Raw genomic sequence first — 22,879 nt, 5'->3', positions numbered from 1 at the left:
AAAATTGTAAGAAATGGCTAGATATACAGGTCCTAAAGCAAAGATCGCCCGAAAGTTTGGCGAGCCTATCGAAGGGCATAGCAAAGCGCTTCAAAAGAAAAACTATCCTCCAGGACAACATGGTCGTGGAAGAAGAAAGAAGCAGTCAGAATATGCTATCCAGCTTGCTGAAAAGCAAAAAGCAAAATACATCTACGGTGTATTGGAAAGACAGTTCGCTAAAATGTTTGATATCGCTTCTAGAAAGCAGGGTATCACAGGTGAAAACTTGCTTCAGCTTTTGGAAGCTAGATTGGATAACACCGTTTATAGAATGGGAATCTCCCCAACTAGAAGAGGTGCAAGACAATTGGTTTCTCACAAGCATATTCTAGTAAACGGTGAAGTAGTGAACATTCCTTCTTACTCATTGAAGCCAGGAGATGTGGTTTCTGTAAGAGAACGTTCCAAGTCTTTGGAGGCTATTACCAATAGCTTAGCTGGTAGAGGTGCAAACAAGTATTCCTGGTTAGAGTGGGATAGCGCTTCTTTGTCCGGCAAATTCGTCAGTGTGCCTTCTAGAGATGATATTCCAGAAAATATCAAGGAGCAGCTCATCGTCGAACTTTACTCTAAGTAATATTTACTATTTTCAGCTTTTAAAAAAAGAACAAGATATATGTCCATACTAGCATTTCAAATGCCCGAAAAAGTGGTAATGGAAAAAGCCGATGACTTCCATGGCTTGTTTACTTTCAAACCACTGGAAAAAGGCTATGGAGTTACCATCGGTAACGCCCTAAGAAGAATTTTGCTTTCTTCGTTGGAGGGTTATGCCATCACTTCCATCAAGATTCCTGGAGTGGTGCATGAGTTTTCCACCATCGATGGTGTAGTGGAGGATGTGACCGACATTATTTTGAACCTGAAGCAGGTACGTTTCAAGAAAGTGCATGAAGCATTTGACGGAAAAATCACTGTGGAAGTAAAAAATCAGTCTGTCTTCACTGCAGGGGACATTGCGAAGTTCACTTCTTCCTTCGAGGTATTGAATCCGGATTTGGTTATTTGCCACATCGATGAGTCCAAAACTTTCGAGATCGAATTGAATGTCGAAAAAGGAAGAGGCTACTTACCAGCTGAAGAATCCAAACCAAAAGAGCAGGTATTTGGGCAAATTGCCATCGACGCCATCTTTACACCAATCAAAAATGTAAAGTACAGTGTAGAAAATACCCGTGTGGAGCAAAAGACTGACTTCGAAAAATTGATCCTTGAAGTTTCAACTGATGGTTCTATCCATCCTGAGAAAGCACTTCAGGAATCTGCTAAAATTTTGATTCAGCACTTTATGCTATTCTCTGATCAGACTATGGTTCTTGACTCTACTGGAGTTGCGGAGCCAGAGCCAATCGATGAAGAGTTCCTTCACATGAGAAAGCTTTTGAAGACTTCTCTAAGCGATCTTGATCTTTCTGTTCGTGCTTTCAACTGTTTGAAAGCTGCTGACGTGAAGACCTTGGGAGATCTTGCCAAGTTAGAAATTTCTGATATGATGAAATTCAGAAACTTCGGTAAGAAGTCTCTTGCTGAATTGGAGCAGTTGATTCAGGAAAAAGGCTTGACCTTTGGAATGGATATTTCAAAGTATAAACTTGATGAAGAATAAATAAAATGAGACACGGTAAGAAATTTAACCACCTTGGAAGGAAGGCTGCTCACAGGAAATCAATGCTTTCCAACATGGCAACTTCGCTGATTCTTCACAAGCGTATCTCAACCACGCTTGCCAAGGCAAAAGAATTGAAGAAATATGTGGAGCCTTTGATCACTAGAGCAAAGGAAGACACCACTCACAACAGACGTATGGCTTTCTCTTACTTGAAAAACAAAGAAGCTATCATTGCTTTGTTTGGTGAAGTAATCGCGAAAGTTGGTACTCGTCCAGGAGGATACACTCGTATCATCAAAACTGGTTTCAGATTGGGTGATAACGCTGAAATGTGTATCATCGAATTGGTTGACTTCAACGAATTGATGTTGAAAGATGCGAAGCCTGCTAAGAAAACTACAAGAAGATCTAGAAGAGGTTCTAGCAAGCCTGCTGAAACTACTGCTGCTGCACCTGCTGCTGAAGCAAAAACTGAAGAGCCTAAGGCTCCAGAAGCTTCTGCTGATTCAACTGATGCTGACACAGAAGAAAAGTAAATTGATATTCAATTTAAAATATAGAAAGGATTGGACTCTCGTTCAATCCTTTTTTTATACCCATACATTCCTCCTCCTTGCAAGAAATCTTTAACTTTGGGCAACTTTCTCAAACATGATTAAACATAAAGCAACCTTACTTCTAGCTGACGGAACCGTTTTCCACGGTTCATTGATTGGAAACCCCGGTACCAATGGGGGTGAGATTTGTTTCAATACCGGTATGACTGGCTATCAAGAGATCTATACAGATCCTTCTTATACAGGTCAGGTTATTGTCACTACCACTTCACACATTGGGAATTATGGTGTACATAATGAAGAAGTAGAGTCTGATCATCCTACTATTGGCGGTATCGTTGTCAATAGTTTCTCAGAAGTTTATTCCAGACTGGATGGACATGGTTCTCTTCAGGATTATTTGGTGAAGTATAAAATCACCGGAATAGCAGATATTGATACCCGAAAGTTGGTGAGACATATCCGCTCCCAAGGAGCTATGAATGCAATCATCAGTTCTGAATTTGAAGGCAATTTGGAAGGTCTTAAAGCTGAGCTTGAGAAGTTACCGGACATGAACGGCCTGGAACTTTCTTCTCAAGTTTGTACTCAAGAGCCTTATTATTATGGAGATGAAAATGCTTCAATCAAAGTTGCCTGTATGGATTTCGGGATTAAGAAAAATATCCTGAGAAACTTAGCCTCACGCGGAGTTTATTGTAAAGTATATCCAGCTAAAACAAAATTGGCGGAAATGGAAGAGTGGCAGCCTAATGCCTATTTCTTATCCAATGGTCCCGGCGATCCAGCTGTGATGGATTATGCAGTGGAAACTGTAAAGGATATTCTAAATACAGGAAAACCTGTTTTTGGAATTTGTCTCGGACACCAATTATTAGCAGAGTCAGTAGGTATTTCAACTTACAAGATGCATCATGGGCATAGAGGAATCAACCATCCTATCAAAAATATGGTGACAGGTAAAAGTGAAATTACCTCTCAAAATCACGGCTTTAATATCGTAAGAGAAGATACTGAAAAGCATCCTGAGGTTGAGATTACCCATGTTCATCTGAATGACAATACAGTGGCGGGCATCAAGCTGAAAAATAAACCGGCGTTTTCTGTGCAGTATCACCCGGAGTCTTCTCCTGGACCGCACGATTCCCGATATCTTTTTGATGACTTTATCGCCTTAATCAATCAAAATTAAATCTTATAAACCTTTTAGACTATGACGTTGATTCAATCAATTCATGCAAGACAAATCCTCGATTCACGAGGTAATCCAACCGTAGAAGTGGATGTGGTAACAGAAAATGGGGCATTTGGCCGAGCGGCTGTTCCTAGTGGTGCATCTACAGGAGTCAACGAGGCTGTAGAGCTTCGTGACGGTGATAAGAGTGTATATTTAGGAAAAGGCGTATTGAAAGCCGTTTCCAATGTGAATGATATCATTGCCCCGGAATTGGTAGGAATGGAAGTTTTTGAGCAAAACATGATTGACCAGATCATGATTGACTTGGATGGAACTTCCACTAAAAGCCGCTTGGGAGCCAATGCAATACTTGGCGTTTCTTTGGCAGTTGCCAAAGCAGCAGCAATGGAAGCAGGCCAGCCATTATATCGCTATATCGGCGGTGTAAATGCTAATACGCTTCCTGTACCAATGATGAATATCATCAATGGTGGATCTCACTCTGATGCACCTATCGCATTCCAGGAGTTTATGATTCGTCCTGTTGGAGCTCCTAGCTTCTCAGAGGCAATCCGTATGGGAGCTGAAATTTTCCATAATTTGAAGAAAATCCTTCATGATAAAGGTTTGAGTACCGCAGTAGGAGACGAAGGTGGATTTGCTCCAAACTTCTCCGGCGGAACAGAGGAAGCTTTGGGTTGTATTTTAGATGCAATCGAAAAGGCTGGTTATAAAGCTGGTGACGATGTGACTATTGCTTTGGACTGTGCTGCATCTGAGTTTTTCAAGGATGGAAATTATGATTACAAGAAGTTTGAAGGTGATACAGGCGTAATCAGAAGCAGAGAAGAGCAAGTAAACTATCTAGCTTCTCTCACTGAGAAATATCCAATCGATTCTATCGAAGACGGATGTGCTGAAGAAGACTGGGAAGGTTGGGCTATGTTGACCGCTAAAATCGGAGACAAAGTACAGCTGGTAGGGGATGACTTGTTTGTAACAAACGTAAAGTTCCTACAAAGAGGTATCCAAGAAAAATCGGCTAATTCCATCTTGATTAAAGTAAATCAAATCGGAACATTGACTGAGACCTTAAATGCAATCAGTATGGCACATAAGGCTGGATTTACAGCTGTAATGTCTCACAGATCCGGAGAAACAGAAGATTCAACCATCGCTGATTTGGCTGTGGCAGTTAACTGTGGTCAAATCAAAACTGGATCTGCTTCTAGATCTGATAGAATGGCTAAATACAATCAGTTGCTTAGAATTGAGGAGCAGCTTGGCGATGCGGCAGTTTTCAAAGGAAGATTGAAGTAAGTCTTACTAGCTCATAAAACTTTTAAAATCCTCTGTCACAAAGACAGGGGATTTTTTGTTTAAAAAAGAAGTGGTTTGAATAATAAGAGTCAATTTCTTCTTTGATATTATTTTTTTCACCACATAGGCACAAAGCGAACATAGTCTTGGCAGCCTTCTATCAGATTTCTTACTTAAGATTTCTGCCTTTTTGAGACTGCTTCACCCGACCCAAGTCTTACTCCTTAATAGTGACAGTCGAAAACAAGAAGCTGATTGTCATAACAAAAAAACATGACGGGTTCGCAGTGACGACACTGCTTACTGATACCTGTCTACTACTTACTCCCCCAGCTCCCTGTCTGCTTTTCAGATTTTTCACTTTAGACTTCAGCGTTTCCCAAACTGCTAACTTTATCTTGCGGGAGTTTTAATCTTTGCGTCGCTGCCTCGCTGTGAGCATTTTTTACTTTTAGAGATAGCACAATTCATAATAATCCTCCACTCGCTTCATTTTCGCATCATTTTTGTAATTTAACTTTCTATTCTGTGTATACTATGAAGAAGCTTCTCAAACTAGGTGGTAATTTTTATGGATTGGCAACTCTTTGTTTCCTGTCTTGGATGATTTTTATTGACTCCAATAACTTGGTAAACCAGTTTAAACTAAGTCAAAAACTGAATCAACTGGAGGATCAAAAGGAATATTATCAAGAGCGAAAAGTGAAAATTAAGTCTGAAAGAGAAGAATTAATGAGTAATCCCGAACTCTTAGAGAAGTTTGCCCGTGAAAAATACCTGATGAAGAAGCCAAGCGAAGATCTCTATGTTATTGTCAAAAAATAAACTTCTCACGCTCACTTTTATTTTATTCTTTGGTCTGTTTTTTCAAGTGCAGGCCCAAAGAGAAATTTATTCAGATTCTGTATCATTTAAAGACAGACTGTACTTTGGAGGAAACTTTGGGATGCAGTTTGGTACCATCACTTTATTGGATATTTCACCCTTAGTTGGAGTAATGATCACCAACAGATATTCAGCCGGGGTTGGTGCTACTTATCAATATTTTAATGACAGAAGATTTTTTGGGAATGAATTTTCCGCTTATGGTGGAAGAGTATTTAATAGGTTCAATGTACTCCCGAATATCTTTATTCATGGAGAGTTTGAATCCTTGAATTTTGAAAATTATAATGATCAATTTGATCGGTACGAGCGGATTTGGTCCAATGCCCTGTTCCTAGGGGGAGGCTACTTTGCTCCTTTCGGTGGAGGAAGGGGAGGAGCCAACTTTACTTTCCTATATAATGTGCTTCATGATAATTTAAGGTCTCCTTATGGTGAACCTTATGTGATTCGAGTTGGTTTTATGTTGTAAGTCTCTCAACTCAAACCTATGAATTCTTTTGTTTCTAAAATTCACAGCGCTCATCAGGAGTGCTCAGATTGCCCCTCTCCCAAGGTAATCCAGCAGTTTTTTGAAGAGGTTTTGGGATTATTATTTCCAGAATATTCTGTACAAAAAATCAAGGATGAGTCTGAGGTAGAACAGAAACTAGCCGCAAGCCAATTCACTTTGGAAGTGATCCTTCAAAGGAATACCCAGCTTCATGGTCAAAACGGAAAGGAATTGGCGGCTGAGTTTTTCAATAGACTGGAGAAAGTATACGATTGGATTCACTTGGACGTGGATGCAATGTATTCAGGGGATCCAGCTGCAAAATCCAGAACTGAGATTCTTCGTTCTTATCCCGGCTTTTATGCGATAGCTGCCTATAGAATTGCTCATGAACTGCATATGCTGGGAATTAAATTAATTCCCAGAATGATCACAGAAATAGCTCATAGTCGTACTGGAATTGATATCCATCCGGGAGCTAAAATCGGAAGATATTTCTGCATAGATCATGGTACGGGTGTAGTGATCGGAGAAACCACAGTAATAGGAGAGCATGTAAAAATTTATCAAGGAGTTACTTTGGGAGCCTTAAGCGTAGCGAAAGCTGATGCAGATAGCAAGCGTCATCCAACTATTGAAGATGATGTTGTGATATATGCGGGCGCTACAATTTTGGGCGGAGAAACTGTCATTGGAAAAGGGAGTACTATTGGTGGAAATGTCTGGCTGACTAAATCAGTGGTAGCAGGGTCTAAAGTTTATTATCAGGCCCAGATGTACCATGCAGATTCAGAAGTGACGGATGTGTATGTATTCAAAAACGATTCCCATGAAGCTATTTGAATTAATCGGCAATACTCCTTTGGTGGAGCTTTCCCATATCCCGACCAATCCAAAAGTTAAGATTCTTTGCAAAATGGAGGGCCAAAACCCGGGCGGAAGTGTCAAGGACAGAGCAGCATTTAATATGCTTCAATCTGCCTTGGATAGAGGAGAAATAAAAAGGGGTGATAAATTGGTTGAGGCTACCAGCGGTAATACTGGTATTGCATTAGCAATGGTTGCCAAAGTTTTGGGGCTGGATATGACCTTGATTATGCCGGACAACTCAACTCGGGAACGGGTACTTTCCATGGAGGCTTATGGGGCAAAAGTTATTTTAACACCAGCAGCTAAAACCATCGAGTACTCTAGAACTCTGGCAGAGGAAATGAATGAGAAAGAAGGCTATTTCATGCTGAATCAATTTGCCAACCCGGATAATTATTTGGCCCATTACAAAACCACTGGACCAGAAATCTGGAATGATACGCAGGGGAAAGTTACTCACTTTGTATCTGCAATGGGTACCACAGGTACTATCATGGGGGTATCTAGATATCTCAAAGAAAAAAATCCTTCAATCCAGATAGTGGGCACCCAGCCTACCGACGGATCGAGCATTCCAGGAATCAGAAGATGGTCTCCGGAATTTTTGCCTGCGATTTTTGAAAAAGATAGAGTAGATCGAGTGATGGATGTTTCACAGGATCAGGCGACTGAAATGACGCGCAGGATGGCCAAAGAAGAAGGAATATTAGCCGGAATGAGTAGTGGCGGAGCTTTACATGCAGCTATCGAGCTTTCCAAAGAACTTGAAGAAGGATTGATTGTCTGCATTACTTGCGATCGTGGAGACCGGTATTTGAGTTCAGATTTGTTCGGCTGAGAAGCATAATTATTTAATATGGACATCCGCTTTCCTACCAGTATTGACAAAAATATGGTTTCTTGTCTGCTGAAAGGATCAGAATCCGGAAGCTTCGCTTGCCTGCCGTGGCTGGGTCTTCGGTCGCCTGTGCTGAGCGAAGTCGAAGTATCCAACAGTCAAGCAAGGAAAATAAGGCAACTGGCATGATTGCGGATAATCAGATTATTTAATCATAAATAAAGACTTGTTTTTTGTCTTTAAGCTCAGACTAAATGAGTCCAACTTTTTTCAAAAAAACCGCTTCATCTTCTCCAATCCTTCCTTCACCACAACACCAGCATCCATGGCATAGTAGGTTGGATTGAAAAGCTCTAAGGACAGAATAATGGGTTTTCCCTTGGCTTTGAGCGTATTGGCAAGTTGTTGCATGGGAGCAGTCCCGTCGCCTGGCATAACTCTATCCTTGTCTTGTTGCTCCAATCGCGGAATATCCCCCGGTACATCATTCATATGGAAAATATCAATGGCTTGCCCGTCCAATAGTTTCATGCCTTCAAAACCAGAGCCTCCCCGGAAAAGGTGGTAAACATCTGCAAGTATTTTTGCATCAGGATCGTTGGCCACAGCAGCAACCATCATGGCCTGACCTAAATGATGAAATGAAGGGAAAGCTCCCCAGAATTCCAGTTGGGGCATTACGCCTGTTTTCCTCCCAAGCTCCAATAATCGTTTGTACTTCTCTCCCGCTTCCATCAAGTCTAAAGGTGCCTCCGAACCAATAGCAGGAGCAGCTACGCGAGGGCAGCCTAATTCTGCCAAGACCCCCATCTCTTTTTCCATTTGAGCAAATCCAACTTTACTTTTTTCAGCATCTTGGGACATCCAGGTAGGAAACCCAATGCAATCGAAAAATTCCAGGCCCGCATCGGACGCTAATCTTTTGAGTGAAGCCAAACTTTTTCCGGAATCCAAATAAGTCTGAATCTCCATCATCCATGGTTCAAAGCCATCATATCCTGTCCTTGCGGCGAGTTCGATGATTTGAGGCAGACTCAATTTTTGCCCCCTAATGGTAGAAGTATTTAGAGAATACCGAAACTGAGGTAGCGTTTTTTCCGCTGCTTTCGTTACAGCAAGAGGAGCTCCCACTGCTATGGATGAAAGGGCAATGCTTTTGAGTACTTGTCTTCTACTGGTCATATGGGGCTCATTTAGTGGATAGATTTTTCCTTCTAAAAGGAAACTTTACCTTTCTAAACATAATTTTTAAAAACCTGAATCAAAAATCGATTCTCTCGTATTTTCGACCATGAGGAAAAGAATTTTTTTACTGGGCCTAATTAGCCTATCAATGGTTGGGGCATTTGCTCAGAGCCTCCAAGAAAATTTGGCTAACCTGGAATTTTACCAGGAAAAGCTACCTTTCTTTCAGGAGTTGATCACTGGAGCCCAATACCCTGAGCCTCCCAAAAACCATGAAGGCTTTCCTTTTTTGAAGGGCAGGTCTTTTGAATACGGCGGCTTAACCATCAATCAAGTGTATTACCCTGACATCCCTCTTTTATATGATATAAGGTATGATCAGGTCATTACAGTACATCCCATTTACATGCAAAAGCTTCTGATAAACCCAGCCAAAATCAATTCATTTAGACTTGGGGATGGAAGTAATTTCAAGCAGTTGACTGGAAATGAGTCTTACGCTCATCATAAAAATGGATTTTATGAAATCGTGGAAGAGGGAAGGGTGACCTTGCTCGCCAAGCATTATAAAATTCCGAAACCCACACGTGAATTAGGAGATTATGTGGCTAAATATGAGGAGTTCGAAGATTTTTTTATTTGGGATGGTAGCCAGTTTTTTTCCATAAAAACAAAAAAGTCTGCGATTAAAACTCTGGAATTGAGTAAAAAACTTGTCCGGGAGAATCTGACTAGAAAAGGTATTTATTATGGAAGCAACAAGAGACGATACCTAAAGATGTTAATTCAAATTCATTCACAATCAATAGGTACTGAAAATGAATAAAAGATTTTTAATCGCATTACTAGGAGTTTTTTGCTTGTCCTTTGGCCTAGCAGAGGCTCAAACGCAGGAGAAAATCACAGGACTTTTTGCGGGAGTATCTTTTGAAAGGTTTGCTGAGCTCATAGAAAAGGAAACCTCCTATCGCTTTGTCTTTGATCCGAAGTTGATGGAAGAAGTTTCGGTTAATATCCAGGCGAAAGAGGGGGGATTAGATGATCTCCTGACCGCAATTTTTCAAGGAACCAGCTGGAAGTTTTCCATAGCTGCCGATAATAGGGTTTTTATTACCTCAGGAAGAAAAATGCCTGTTGAATTTGTAAGAGGATATTTTGAGCCTAAAAACCAGGTTTCCAAGTTGGCAACAGATCAACAGGAAGATTTAGGTGCCTTTGCCAGGAACATGAGATATGAAATCGGAAAGGACAAAGAAGACCCCGCTCAAAAGACCGCGGTGCTATCTGGTAAAGTAAGCAACATAGAAAATGGTGAGCCCATGCTGGGAACAGTGATTTATGAAAACATTGGTTTTCAAAAGTCCATCACTGATGAAAATGGATACTATCAAATCACCCTGCCTAAAGGAAGACATACTTTAATAATTCAAAATCCAGGAGGCTATCAAGAGCAGCGCCAAATAGAGCTTTTCGGAAATGGAGTCTTAAATATGGAGGTACAGGAAAGTTTTCTTTCTTTAGATGAAGTAGTAGTAAGCTCCGGGGCACTGTCCAATATTAACAAACTTGAAATGGGAGTTCAATCCATTTCTATGGCAGAAGTAAAGCGTCTTCCGGCTATTTTGGGCGAAGTGGATGTGCTGAGAGGGATATTAACCATGCCCGGTGTAAATACTGTAGGAGAGGCGAGTGTTGGCTTCAATGTAAGAGGAGGTGCTGCTGATCAAAATCTAATTCTCTATAATCAATCGACCGTATTTAATCCTGCACATGTCTTTGGATTTTTCTCTGCCTTCAATCCTGATATGGTGGCAGGAGTGGAGCTTTACAAAGGTTCTGTTCCTGTCAATTATGGTGGCAGGCTTTCTTCAGTGCTTCAGGTAAGTCCAAAGTTTGGAAGATCTGATAAAATCGGTGGAAGTGGAGGTATAGGAATCATGACTGGCAGATTGAGCTTGGAAGGTCCTTTAGGAGAAAAGACCACTTTTATTCTAGGTGGGAGATCTACTTACTCTGATTGGGCTTTGAATTTATTGGATGATGAAGCTGCCTTAAATGGTTCAAGAGCCTCTTTTTATGATTTTAATGCCAATGTGAGGCATATTTTTAACGAGAAAAATCATTTGGAAGTCACTAGCTACATTTCCAAAGATGAGTTTGCCTTTGATCCTGACACTACCTATTCCTATCAAAATCTAAATGTAGCTGCAACTTGGCGTCACTTTTATAATGAACAGTTGGAAGCTCGGTTTACTGCTGGGTATGATGCATATCAATTTGGAATAATAGGGCAGGATAATCCTTTAAATGCATTTGATTTCAATTTTGATGTAAAGCAAGTCCATTTGAGAACCGATTGGGAATACAGAAAGGACCTCAACCATATATATAAATTTGGACTCCACGCAATCCAATACCAATTAAATCCTGGGACAAATAACCCCTTTGGCACAGAGTCAATTGTAATTCCTCAGGATTTGGAAAATGAACAAGCGCGGGAGTTAGCAATCTATTTTGGAGACGAATGGACGATCAACGAACGACTTTCAGTTAGTTATGGAGGCCGATATATGTTGTATCAATTTTATGGTCCCAATACCGTGAAAGAATATGTGCCCGGCGCCCCCATAATTGAGAGCAACCTTACAGGTGAAAGAAATTTTGGGAAAGGAGAAACTATTCAGACCTATCATGGACCAGAGTTCCGGCTTTCTGGTAGATATAACTTAACCAACCAGTCTTCAATTAAAGCCGGGTTTACTACAACTAGGCAAAACATTCATTTGCTCTCCAATACTTCTGTAATTGCTCCTACGGACTCTTGGAAACTCAGTGATTCATATATCAAGCCTCAAACAGGAGGGCAGTTTTCTTTAGGATATTATCAAAATATTGGAGTAACAAAATTTGAATTTTCCTCTGAAGTCTACTACCGGTACATGAGTAATATTCTGGATTATAGGTCGGGAGCCTCTATTATTCTAAATGAGGATATAGAGCAAGATGTACTCAATTCCCTCGGCAGAGCTTATGGTATTGAATTTTTATTGAAGAAGAACACAGGCATTTTAAAAGGCTCTCTGGCTTATACATATTCTCGTTCCTTACTGAGAACCTCAAATGAACCGAGTATTGAAAAAATCAATCAGGGTGCTTTTTACTCCAGTAATTTTGATCAGCCCCACCATGTGGTATTAGTGGCAAATTACGAATTGAGTAAGCGAATAAATGCTTCTTTAAATGGCAATTATAGCACCGGAAGGCCGGTAACCTTACCTATTTCAAAATTTGAGTATGGCGGATCCGAAAGGGTTTATTTTTCGGATAGAAATGCCTATAGAATTCCGGATTATTTCAGAGTTGACCTTTCTGTCAATTTGGAAGGAAATCATAAAGTAAAAAAACTCGCCCATTCATCCTGGTCGGTCGGGGTATACAATGTGTTGGGTAGAAGTAATCCTTATTCAGTCTATTACACTCCGGTAGAAGGAAAATTAAGAGGGTATCAATTATCCATTTTTGCTAAACCAATTCCATTTATTACTTACAATTTCAGATTTTGATGAAAATACAGAACCTTTCTTTTTACTTGCTTCTTTTGCTCTTTTGGGGGTGCAGGGAGCCTTTTGAGCCAGAGATTGAAGCACGGGATCTCAATGTTCTGGTGGTTGAAGGTTATCTCGATTCGGAAGGATTAAGTAGTAATTTAAGATTGAGCTTTACTTCCAATATCCAAGATGAATTTAATTTCAATCCTTCAGCGCTTGGCGCTACTGTTTACTTGGAAAGCAGTTCCGGCGCGAGATATTCCTTTTTAGAGCGAGGTGAGGGTACCTATGAATTCCAACATGATATTCCTGAAAATGAAACTTATCAATTAAGGATTTTTCTCAATGACGGTACGAGCTATACTTCCAGTGAATTGAAGCCTGTAATTACGCCTGAGATTATTGATGTTGGTTTTGAACAAAATGAGGCTGGTGTAGAGGTGTTTTTGACCACCAAAGGTAATCCTGATGCAGATGATTTTCTCTGGACTTACGAGGAAACGTGGGCTTTTCGCCCTCCAATTATCTCTTTTGACAAATATGATCCAGAATTGAAAAGAATTATTCCGCGTCCAGCCGAAGAGCGAATTGATTTATGCTATCGAAGTGCCTTAAATTCTGATCTGATTTTAGAGACCTCCTCTAGATTTCAAGATCAATTTGTTTTTAGACAGTCTATCAAGCAAATCAATCGAGGAGATGAGCGACTTTCCCTTCGCTACAGTATTTTGATCTCTCAAAAGGCTCTAAGCAAAGATGCAGTTGAATTTTGGGAAATTTTAAAGAAAAACACAGATGATTTAGGCTCGATTTTTAGTCCACTCCCTTCGAATATTAGAGGAAATATAAAGCAAGACCAAAACCCTGATGTTCCGGTAATTGGGCAGGTGAGTTTAGGGAAAGTTCAACAAAAGAGGCTTTTTATTGATATTAGAGAAGTGGCACCATGGAGGCCGGAAGTTCCTGAGTATGCAGGATGCTTTTTGTCTGCCGATACGGTTTTGGTAGCAAATTATGATGCTGTTTTCCGCTCCGAAATCAACATACCGGCTTTGCCTATTTATCTCGAAAATGCCATTGAGCCAATTGGCTATAGGTATTCCACTCCAAGATGCGTGGACTGTACTCGAAGAGGAACTAATGTAAGACCTGATTTTTGGGAAGAATGAGCATGCTGCCTAAAATTTATCGTCCCATATGCCTAGTGATTCTTGCTTTTATATATCACTTGCCCAATGCTTTCAGTCAAAACCTGATAGAAGAACAGGTTTCATACAGTATTCCTAAGACTATTTATTTTACTGAAGAAAAAATATGGATTTCTGCGGAAGTTACTCAGAAAGGGAAGCCTAGCTCCTCCCAGGTGCTGTATGCAGAATTGTTAAATCGGGAAAATGAGTCCGTTCATTTAGGGAAAATCTTGCTAGACCAAGGAAAGGCATTGCACTTTTTGGAAATTCCTTCCAATCTTCCTTCTGATCATTATTTATTGAGAATATATACCCGAATCAGTCCCTTGCTCAATTTGGAAAATGGGATGAAGCAACAATTGGTTACTATTTTCAATCCAAGGATCCCTCCGAAGGTAGTAGCCAATAGGTCAGAGCAAATAATCAAAAAAGGACAGCAAAAAGGGAGCTATACTTTGAGCAAAGATCAATTCAATTCTAAGGAAACTATAGATATTCCTGAAGAATTAAAGGGACAAAAAATCCAAGAGCTCAAGGTAAGCTTGGTTAATCCATTCTTGGACGAGGAAAAACAAATACCATCCTCCCAATTGTATGAAGGAAAGGCCGGGGGAGTATTAATACCTGAATTGTTTGGACATATCGTAGCTGCCAAAGTGAACCCAAATGAAGTGGATACCTCTAAGGTTTACTTTCTTTCTGTTCATGGAATAGAGTCAGCACTATACTCAGATAGACCAGATGCAAATGGAAATCTATTTTTTGATATAGGTGGCCTGAAGCATTGGAAGTTTTTGATTGCTCAAGCAGATCAAAATGGAGACCTGATGAATTTTGAGCTTCAATCTCCGGCAGTAAAAACCCGTTTCATGAATGGATTCACTATCCCTCAACTTGAGATATCATTGGCAGATCAAGGCTTGCTTCAAAAACTATTACTGAGTAGTGGAGTGCAAACTTATTTTCGAGAAAAATTGAATCAGGAACCTGTTCCGGTAGTCACGGGATTTGTTGCTGATTACTCCTATAATCTCGATGATTATACTCGCTTCGAAAGTGTGGAAACGGTGATCAAAGAGTATGTCCCTTCTGTAGCAGTTAGGACTCGATCAGGGAAGAAAGAATTTAGATCCAATAATGAATTCGGGAACCGATTTGAAGGTAATCCCTTGATGCTGGTAGATGGAATGCCAGTTTTTAATTCGGATCAATTAGCAGCATTTAATCCAAAAAGCTTCGAAAAGTTGGATGTGCTTGCAAGGGTTTTTTATCTAAATGAGCAGAACTACGAAGGGGTAATCAGTTTTTCTTCATACAAAAGTGATGTTGGCGGCTTTCCCTTACCGACCAACGCCATCTATTCTCCTTATCAAGGTATCCAAATTCCCGTGGAGCTTGAGTCCGAATTCGGTCAGCATCAGGAAATCAGAAATTTTCAAGACTTAAGGTCTGTACTAACTTGGAAAACAGATGTCAGAGGTAGTGCAAACCTTTCTGAAGTCAAAATTATTACTTCAGATTTACCGGGATTGTACCAAATGTCTATTCAATACCAATCGGAAGATGGAAGCACACAAACCTGGGAAAGTTGTTTCGAGGTAAAAGCTGCAGAAGATTAGATTAGTCGTTTTTCTTATGAATCTCCTGCTGCATAAATTCACCCAATTTTTTCTGGTAGTACACAGGTTCAGTCGCATATTCAGGTACTAATCCCTTTTTCTCAGGGAAAGATTCCATGTGCAAGGTTTGCGTAGGGAAGGCAAATCTAACGCCCAAAGTATTTGCCAACTTGACTATTTGTATCAATAATTCATGTCTGCAACGAAGCTCTTCCGGCCAGGTAGGTACCTCGAAAAAGACATAAAACATGATGTCTTGGCTATAGGCTGAAAGGTTGTTGAAATAAACATTAAAATAATCCTTTCGGGTATTCGGATGTGCTAAGACAATCTCCTTTAATCCTTTTACAAATTCCTCAATCAGCTGTGGAGGAGTATCATAAGTAATGGTTAGAGTAGTATAAAATCTCCTATACTGTCTCAGTCCATGGTTATCCAATACAGCATCTGCAATTTTTCCATTAGGGACATACATTAAGGAATTTCTGAATGTTCTGATTCGGGTAGATCTAAAGCCTACTTCTTCCACTGTACCATCAATATCTCCGGATGTAATCCAGTCGCCCACCTGAAAAGGTTTGTCAATAAATATCATGACTGAACCAAAGAAGTTTTTGATGGTGTCTTGAGCTGCCAGAGCGATTGCCACACCACCGATAGAAAGACCGGTTAGGAATGGGATAATGTCTAGGTTCAGACCATCTCTGAGGATGAAAAGGGTACCGATGATGACCACAAATGCTTTTAGCGTTTTGCGCATCAATGGCACTAACTGGTCGTCAAGTGTAGATTCTGTTTTGGTGGCAAGTCTCGCAAAATATACGGCTACCACATTGACTAATTTGTAAAAAATGACTGTGATCAGGAATGGTTTTAAAGTGTTCAGGATAATCACAATCCAAGACCATATTTCCACCGGTAACTGTAAAACCGGGAGAAATAAAGATAAAACCATCACAATCAGATAGAAGCTGGTCACTCTTGCAACGGGGAGAAGATAATTTTCTCCTAATTTTTGATAACCTGCTCTTTTGAAAAAGTAAACCAGGACTTTATCGACTACAAAAGTGAAGAAGAAATGGGCAACAAATACCAGTAAAATCAGAAAGAATATACCGGTCAGTTGCCATAGGTGAAGACCTAAATATTCATCATTTCCTATTTTAGGAAGAAGATTGAGCAATCGGTCAGTTCCATAAGGATAAGTCTGCTGATGGAGATCATCTATCTGACTTACCGTGAAAGATGAAAATTTCCACTGCTTTCCAACTTTCTCCAGGAATACCCCAGGCATTTTTGATTTATCAAAAAAATAAACCGATTCAGGTGCGCCCGAAGTAGTGTCTTGGTAATTAGGTAAGTTTGGAATGGAACTGGTGCGAATAATCACTCCTTTCCCTTCAAAAATCTGCTTAAGCTTGACACTCAATTTTTCATCGTCATACTCTTCTTCCAAGCCTGTGAAATCCAAGGCTCTCGAAGCTCTTTCAGGCTTATAATTGCTCTCCTCCAGGTTATAGAAGAAAGTAAGCGTGGTATGGTAGGGTGAGCTTAAATTTACCTCCTTGGCGACTGTTTCAACTTTTGGATTATCGGTGATAAGCTGCGCAGAGGCAAATCCAATAAAAAAGAATGTGAAAAGGCAGTTGACTAGAAATTTCTGAAGCATAAGATCTCTAATGATTGCCGCAAAGGTACTCAATTTAGAAGCCTAGGGCAATTTAAAATCGATTAGTCGCTTAATTGATAGGTAGTCAGATAATTCCCGCTGATGGTTCTGATTAAATATTGACCTAGATTAGTCTGATAACTGATTTCCAATTTGCCCAGACTTTCAGGAGGGAGCTGAGTCAAAAGATTTCCGCTCATATCGTAGAGATAAGAAAACTCCTGTAGGGGATCCGTAATCACTATTATTTTCCTTCCTGATCCAAAATCGAAATATTGGTATTTTAAATTACCTTCTGCAACCCGAACAGTAAAGAGTTCTTCCTCTTCTCGGTTCATTACTTTGATTTGATTGAAGTTTCTGGAAATAATCACAAAATCCATCTCTTGCTGATCTGGTACTAGAACAAAATCATTGTCTTTGTCTTCAATGATCAATTGATTTCTATAGGTGACTTCCCCATCAAAGTTGATATGGATGATTTCTCCATTGGAGGAAATGGCTGAAAGGAAAAAACTACCATTTCTTGCAGTTCTATTATAAATCAACCCTGAGCTTAATTCATCTGTAAGCTTGATTGGACTCCCACTTTGCTTTTCGCCCCTCCTGTTGAAAAGAAATAGAGATCCGGATTCAGTACTGGCAACCATGAAGTCACCCTTTCCAGGCACCCTATAGTGAGTAGGAGGGGAAACTGTTTTTCCTCCAATCTGAAGTGGGTTCCAGCCTTCCAATCTTTCCCCGGTTTTATCCAACAAATACAGGCTTCCCCGTTCTGTACTAAGGAAATATCGATATTCCTTATTGTTATCGTAATCTACCAGATTCAGATGTCTTATTTTTTCGGAATTAAACTTGAAAGGATAATTCGGTAAAGGGTTACCCAATCGGTCAATTCCATAAATAGCATCAGAGGTAGCTAAAAGGGCTTGAAGTTTTCCGTTTTTGTAATAATCAATCTGGAAAACATCTGAAACAATAGGTCCGGAGAGCTTTTGATTGTAAACAATTTCGCCGGCAGAATTTATCAGATAGACCACATTTTCCTGATCCTGTACAATTATGTCCTCTGTTCCATCCTGATAATTACTGATAGCCTGGGGCCCGAATATTAATTTGCTGCTAAATGGGGTTTTGCTTTCAGCCTTCAAGCTGACCATGGTCTCGGTCTTGATTTCTTTGATGTCAGTGCTAGCTAAAGGCAAAACCAAAGTTGCTCGGCTTTCATCCCCTATCTGATTAATTTTAAAACTGACATAGGGGAAGGCCTGAAATGCTGACGCATATTTCTGCAAAAAGGTGCTCCAAGAGGGGTTTGCGAGTTTGGTCCAAGAATCCCAGATTTTTGAGGTCAAATAAATCCTTGAAAAACCGGAAGTGGGACTAAGTGCTTTTTTTGCTTCTGGAGCTCTTTGTTCATTAGCCCAGTTGTTTTGGTTTTGGTAATCATCCAAAATGAGCTTCATTGCCTGTTGGGAGTTGGCAAAAATCAATAGCTCATCTACTTGTGTGATGAAGGTTTGATTGAATCCGAAAAACTTTCCTTTGAAAAGGTGGGCAGGAAACTCTTCATCTCCCACATATAGGATTTCCTTGTTAGCATAAAAGTCTGTAGTTTGACTCCCTTGTGAATTGACGAAATTTCTGAGAAGATCAAATGCTAGTTGGCTTTCAGAGCTTCGCGCCAATAGCGCCAAGTTTTGACTGGATCCACCAAAGGCTTCCAATTCTAAAAGGTAAAGTTCGCCCGTAAAGCTGTCGAGAAAACCACGGTCTACTAAATTTCTTTGTACTTCTGCCAAAAAAGTGGATTTCCCCGAAAAGGCTCTATTTTCCAAAGCCTGCGTCTCAAAAATGCTTTGCAGATTAAACTGGGTCACGGAATAGGTAGCCATAGAAATGGCTTTCTGTATTTCTGTTAGGTTTGCAGAGATTGAGGGGGTGAAATTGATTTCTTCCCGAAGGAAAATTGGGCCTTCCATTCTGATTTCTCCTTCTTCCAAGGAAATTTCAAGTCCAGTGACTGCTTCTATATTTTGGAGGCTTCTAACTGCAAGGCTTTCCCTTTGATTCCCCACGCCTCTTAATAAGCTCCCAAGCCCTTTTCCACTTACCCATAAGGTCGGTCTGCTTTTAGTGTTTTGATGGTTTTTTGGGATGAAATCCTGATAGGTTGGAAGTTCTGGGTTAATGAAATTTCGAATGGCTTCTTCTATCAACAGAGAAGACTGTGAGGCAACTATGACCGATCCCAAAAATGAAAAGCTCCAGCTGCGCGTATTTTTTTCATCGAAATACTCAATCACAGGCTGATCAGAATAACTTCTGGTACTTAACCTCGCGCCTTTTGGAAGTTTTTGAGTAATCTCTTCCTGGAGATTTTGACCAGTGCCTTCTGATGCCTGAAGAGTGAATAGCAAGTCGAAGTTTTCGGAACCCGTGGGGTGATAACTTACCGTGAAAGTATTCTTGTTGAGAAGTTGGTTGATTTTTCCACTGTTTCCGGTAAGGCTATCCAAGGTGATTAAGTGAGATGATAGCTTTTGGAAGGAAGGGTAATTTTTGAAAATATTCCAAGAGGGATGAGCGACTAGCTCATTCCAAAAATCTCCTGTTTGTTGCGACTCTAAGACAAAAACTGCATCCTGACTGAGTAGTTCGAGATTACTAATTTTAGAGGAAGAAAAATACTTGGTATAAACCCAATATCCAGCAGCCGCCAGGGTTAAAACAGTAAGTAGAACAAGTAAGCTTTTCCAGATTTTCACTTAGTCGGTTTTAGTCTTCTCTGAAATTAACAAAAATCAGACCCGAGACGCAAGGTATTCCAAGCATCTCGGGTCATTTATTGTGAGTTCAGAAAGAATTACTTGGATAATCCATCCAATACATTCATCACTTCTTTCACGTGACCTCTAGAAGTTTCAAGCAATGCTTTTTCTTCATCGTTTAGATCTAGTTCGATCACTTTCTCGATACCATTTTTACCAAGAATTACAGGCACACCTAGGTAGCAGTCATCGATTCCATATTCACCTTCCAGTTTGATACAAACAGGGAATACTCTTCTTTGATTTTTCAAAATAGCTTCTACCATCTGAGCAGCTGCAGATCCTGGCGCATACCAAGCTGAAGTCCCCATCAATTTCACCAATTCACCACCTCCGAATTTGGTTCTTTCAATGATTGCATCCAGTTTGTCTTTTGCGATCAATTCTGTCACCGGGATACCTGCCACTGTAGTATATCTAGGAAGAGGAACCATGGTATCACCATGACCACCCATCAGAATTGCCTGAATTTCTTTTCCAGAAACGTTCAGTTCGTCGGCTAAGAAAGCTCTGTATCTGGCAGTATCCAAGATACCAGCCATACCCATTACCTTGTTTCTTGGAAGTTTTGAAGTCAAATGCGCCTGATAAGTCATTACGTCAAGTGGGTTGGATACCACGATAATGATTGCATTCGGAGAATGCTTGATCACATTTTCAGTTACGGATTTTACGATTCCTGCATTGGTCTCGATCAAGTCATCACGAGTCATTCCCGGTTTACGAGGTAGACCAGACGTGATTACTACCACATCAGAATTAGCGGTTTTGCTGTAATCATTAGTGCTTCCTACAGTTCTGGAGTCGTACTGATTGATAGGAGCCTTTTGCCAAATATCCAAGGCCTTGCCTTCAGCAACTCCCTCTTTGATATCTACCAAAACAATTTCTTCAGCGATTTCTCGATAGGCTAATACGTCAGCGCAGGTTGCTCCTACGTTACCAGCCCCTACTACGGTTACTTTGCTCATGATATATTGATTTTTTTATTGATAAAGCCTTTAAAAAGCGGCGCTAAGTTATTAAACAATGAACGGATTAGAAACCCTCAGGCCAATACTTTGTTTATCGGTTTTCTGAAGGGATAAATTTATGGTTTAGCTTTTAGATTTTCTGGAAGGATTTCCAAATTCAATCAAGCTTGGATGATTTTCCTTAAGGATCAAACTCCTAAGTGACTATTCTCATTCAAACATCTGCCTCAAGCTGAAGAATCCAAACGATTCTCTGTAGGATCTGAATAGCCTCTGATTGTTTTCATTGTAATATTCAGCCAATGAAGTCATCATTTTGGCTTTGATTTTTGGGTTGGAGTCGAATATCTCTTGAATGGCAAAATGAGGGATCACGATCAAATCAGCTTCTTCTGATGTAACGATGGCGGTGTAGGTTCTTTTTGCATTTTCCAAAAGAGAGTTTTCCCCGAATGCTTCTCCTTTGTTAATTTCCAAAATTGACTCAAAATTATCCTTGATATCTATGGTTAGGATTACCTGACCTTTTTTCACCAGATATAAAGCCTGACTCGGATCCTTGCTGAAAAATATCACTTCGTCTTTGGCATATTTTCTCTGATGCATGGCGGGAAGAAAACGAGCCATTTCCTTATTTCTCAGACGCTCAAAAAACTTGATCATCCGCAGGAAATCAAAAGTTTTCTGATCTTCCTCTGTGTAAGTTTTAGAAAATGGGTTCAGCATCAGGATAAATGTTTGATGTAATAAATTTTTCTGGTGGAGGCATCACACTTAGCCCAGTCGGCAATTCTGTAACCGATTACCCATACGATTTTTCCGTTGGAGATCAATACCTTCACTTTGGATTTTTCTGCCAGAGATACTTTCAAATCTATCAAAAAGTCTGAGATTTTCTTGCTGTTTTTCATTCCTAATGGAATAAATCGATCTCCCAATTCCCAGCTTCTGATTTCCAGTGGAAAATCCAATTTTTCAAAATCCAACATGGCATTTTCCCTCAATGTATCCATCCTTGAGCCAGTATCCATCTTAATCAACTCGAAGCGGTCTTCTTCGATAGTTAAACCAATATCATCTCTGTTGATCTCAATAGGATTGAAGTTTTGATGCTTAGGGCTTAAAATAACTTCCTCTCGGTCAATACTTGCTTGGAAAGCTCCAGTTTCAAAGATTTTTCCTGCTTGAGGATTACTACAAGCATCAACTATTCCTTCAGCCTGATCTGAATTAAATCCAAATGGTTTGAGCCAGTGGAAAACCAAAGAAACTGCGCCGGGAATGTTTTGAATGGCATGAAATGGGAGAAACTGGTAATCTCCATCAACGCGGATTTGATCCTTTTTCCAGTTATCAAAAAGATGATTAAAAGCTTTGGCAGAGTCCTTTAGTCTTACAAAGCTGCCCAGTATATTTTTTCGTGCATCGCTGGCAACTTCATATAAAGCAGGCAAGGCTTCCAATCTCAATTTATTTCGCTTGTAGTCTGTTTTCAGATTGGAGCTGTCTTCTCTCCAGCTTATCCTATTTTCTTTGGCATAATTCTCTATTTCGGCTCTGCTAAATGGTAGTAGAGGACGTATAAGTGATCCTTTTCGGTCAGCCATACCCTGAATGCCTTCCATGCCGGTGCCTCTCAATAGATTTAAAAAAATGGTTTCCAGTTGATCATCCTCTTGATGAGCCAATATGATTCCAGAAAGTTTTCTTTCAGAACTCAGCTTTTCGAACCAGGCGTATCGAATTTCCCTGGCAGCCATCTGAATTGAAATCTTCTTTTCCTCTGCCACCGCCATTGCATCAGCATGGTGGGTGTGAAAGTGAAGCTGATTTTTCTCCGCCCATTTTTTTACAAATTCTTCGTCCCCGTCGCTCTCATGACTTCTTAATCCAAAATTGACATGGGCAACTTCAAACTGAATATTCGATTTGAGCAATAAATCCCCCAATACCATGCTGTCTATTCCTCCGCTGCAGGCAAAAAGATAGCTGAAGTTCTCATCTAAAAGAGACTTTTGGCGTATATGCTCTTTAAAAGCTGTAATCATTGATCAAAAATAGCTTTTTCTACT

Annotated in this window: 19 protein-coding genes; 13 read left to right on the top strand and 6 right to left on the bottom strand. The window is 40.2% G+C overall.

The features are described 5' to 3' along the window. Positions 1-13: 13 nt before the first annotated feature. The 9 genes from rpsD to cysM all read left to right on the top strand — a co-directional run bounded on the left by rpsD (position 14) and on the right by cysM (position 7,791). Entirely contained in the window at positions 14-619 is a 606-nt protein-coding gene (gene rpsD, locus FL972_RS15850; RefSeq protein WP_091652879.1) for a 30S ribosomal protein S4, read from the top strand. 39 nt (positions 620-658) lie between these two features. Then, positions 659-1,648 carry a DNA-directed RNA polymerase subunit alpha gene (locus FL972_RS15845; protein ID WP_091652882.1) on the top strand — a complete coding sequence of 330 codons (990 nt, stop codon included), beginning with the start codon at positions 659-661 and terminating at the stop codon, positions 1,646-1,648. A gap of 5 nt (positions 1,649-1,653) precedes the next feature. Continuing rightward, positions 1,654-2,187: a 50S ribosomal protein L17 gene (rplQ, locus tag FL972_RS15840; RefSeq protein WP_144606829.1), complete on the top strand. Its 534-nt coding sequence runs from the start codon at positions 1,654-1,656 to the stop codon at positions 2,185-2,187. A 115-nt stretch (positions 2,188-2,302) separates the two neighbouring features. Beyond that, positions 2,303-3,400 carry a glutamine-hydrolyzing carbamoyl-phosphate synthase small subunit gene (gene carA / locus FL972_RS15835; RefSeq protein WP_091652887.1) on the top strand — a complete coding sequence of 366 codons (1,098 nt, stop codon included), beginning with the start codon at positions 2,303-2,305 and terminating at the stop codon, positions 3,398-3,400. Positions 3,401-3,421: 21 nt separating this feature from the next. After that, positions 3,422-4,705, top strand: a complete 1,284-nt coding sequence (eno, locus tag FL972_RS15830; protein ID WP_144606826.1) for a phosphopyruvate hydratase — start codon at positions 3,422-3,424, stop codon at positions 4,703-4,705. A gap of 537 nt (positions 4,706-5,242) precedes the next feature. Beyond that, entirely contained in the window at positions 5,243-5,530 is a 288-nt protein-coding gene (locus FL972_RS15825; protein WP_091652892.1) for an FtsB family cell division protein, read from the top strand. Further along, the gene (locus FL972_RS15820) at positions 5,511-6,062 is read left to right on the top strand and encodes a hypothetical protein (protein WP_144606824.1); all 552 of its coding nucleotides are present in this window, start codon (positions 5,511-5,513) and stop codon (positions 6,060-6,062) included. Before FL972_RS15825 ends, FL972_RS15820 begins: the two co-directional genes overlap by 20 nt. An 18-nt stretch (positions 6,063-6,080) precedes the next feature. Continuing rightward, the gene (locus FL972_RS15815) at positions 6,081-6,926 is read left to right on the top strand and encodes a serine O-acetyltransferase (protein WP_144606823.1); all 846 of its coding nucleotides are present in this window, start codon (positions 6,081-6,083) and stop codon (positions 6,924-6,926) included. Beyond that, positions 6,913-7,791, top strand: coding sequence for a cysteine synthase CysM (cysM, locus tag FL972_RS15810; RefSeq protein ID WP_144606821.1), 879 nt, complete (start codon positions 6,913-6,915; stop codon positions 7,789-7,791). The genes FL972_RS15815 and cysM overlap by 14 nt, the downstream gene beginning before the upstream one ends. 270 nt (positions 7,792-8,061) lie before the next feature. On the opposite strand, the gene FL972_RS15805 is transcribed toward cysM, so the two are convergent. Then, complete coding sequence (locus tag FL972_RS15805) at positions 8,062-8,973, bottom strand: sugar phosphate isomerase/epimerase family protein (protein ID WP_144606819.1); 912 nt, start codon at positions 8,971-8,973, stop codon at positions 8,062-8,064. A gap of 151 nt (positions 8,974-9,124) precedes the next feature. On the opposite strand from FL972_RS15805, the gene FL972_RS15800 reads away from it, so the two are divergent. Genes FL972_RS15800 through FL972_RS15785 form a run of 4 tightly spaced genes read left to right on the top strand, consistent with a single transcriptional unit; the run spans position 9,125 to position 15,333 of the window. Then, on the top strand, positions 9,125-9,802 hold the full coding sequence (locus tag FL972_RS15800; RefSeq protein WP_144606817.1) for a hypothetical protein: 678 nt from the start codon (positions 9,125-9,127) through the stop codon (positions 9,800-9,802). Beyond that, positions 9,795-12,539 (top strand): TonB-dependent receptor, encoded by a 2,745-nt coding sequence (locus FL972_RS15795; RefSeq protein ID WP_144606815.1) that lies wholly within the window; start codon positions 9,795-9,797, stop codon positions 12,537-12,539. The genes FL972_RS15800 and FL972_RS15795 overlap by 8 nt, the downstream gene beginning before the upstream one ends. After that, positions 12,539-13,693, top strand: coding sequence for a DUF4249 domain-containing protein (locus FL972_RS15790; protein ID WP_144606813.1), 1,155 nt, complete (start codon positions 12,539-12,541; stop codon positions 13,691-13,693). The genes FL972_RS15795 and FL972_RS15790 overlap by 1 nt, the downstream gene beginning before the upstream one ends. Positions 13,694-13,695: 2 nt before the next feature. Further along, the gene (locus FL972_RS15785; protein WP_144606811.1) at positions 13,696-15,333 is read left to right on the top strand and encodes a hypothetical protein; all 1,638 of its coding nucleotides are present in this window, start codon (positions 13,696-13,698) and stop codon (positions 15,331-15,333) included. A 1-nt stretch (position 15,334) separates the two neighbouring features. On the opposite strand, the gene FL972_RS15780 is transcribed toward FL972_RS15785, so the two are convergent. The 5 genes from FL972_RS15780 to tilS all read right to left on the bottom strand — a co-directional run bounded on the left by FL972_RS15780 (position 15,335) and on the right by tilS (position 22,855). Further along, complete coding sequence (locus FL972_RS15780) at positions 15,335-17,002, bottom strand: mechanosensitive ion channel family protein (protein ID WP_144606809.1); 1,668 nt, start codon at positions 17,000-17,002, stop codon at positions 15,335-15,337. Positions 17,003-17,064: 62 nt separating this feature from the next. Next, positions 17,065-19,770: a hypothetical protein gene (locus FL972_RS15775; RefSeq protein WP_144606808.1), complete on the bottom strand. Its 2,706-nt coding sequence runs from the start codon at positions 19,768-19,770 to the stop codon at positions 17,065-17,067. A gap of 98 nt (positions 19,771-19,868) precedes the next feature. Next, positions 19,869-20,804, bottom strand: a complete 936-nt coding sequence (gene mdh / locus FL972_RS15770; protein ID WP_091652920.1) for a malate dehydrogenase — start codon at positions 20,802-20,804, stop codon at positions 19,869-19,871. A 213-nt stretch (positions 20,805-21,017) separates the two neighbouring features. Beyond that, entirely contained in the window at positions 21,018-21,533 is a 516-nt protein-coding gene (locus FL972_RS15765) for a Crp/Fnr family transcriptional regulator (protein ID WP_091652922.1), read from the bottom strand. Beyond that, a complete protein-coding gene (gene tilS, locus FL972_RS15760; protein ID WP_144606805.1) occupies positions 21,533-22,855 on the bottom strand; it encodes a tRNA lysidine(34) synthetase TilS in 1,323 nt (440 codons plus the stop codon). The genes FL972_RS15765 and tilS overlap by 1 nt, the downstream gene beginning before the upstream one ends. Positions 22,856-22,879: the final 24 nt, after the last annotated feature.

Origin of the sequence: Algoriphagus algorifonticola (assembly GCF_007655305.1) — a bacterium.
Lineage (GTDB): Bacteria > Bacteroidota > Bacteroidia > Cytophagales > Cyclobacteriaceae > Algoriphagus > Algoriphagus algorifonticola.
The sequence above is the reverse complement of the archived record's forward strand: the minus strand, read 5'-3'. Positions and strand labels throughout refer to the sequence as shown.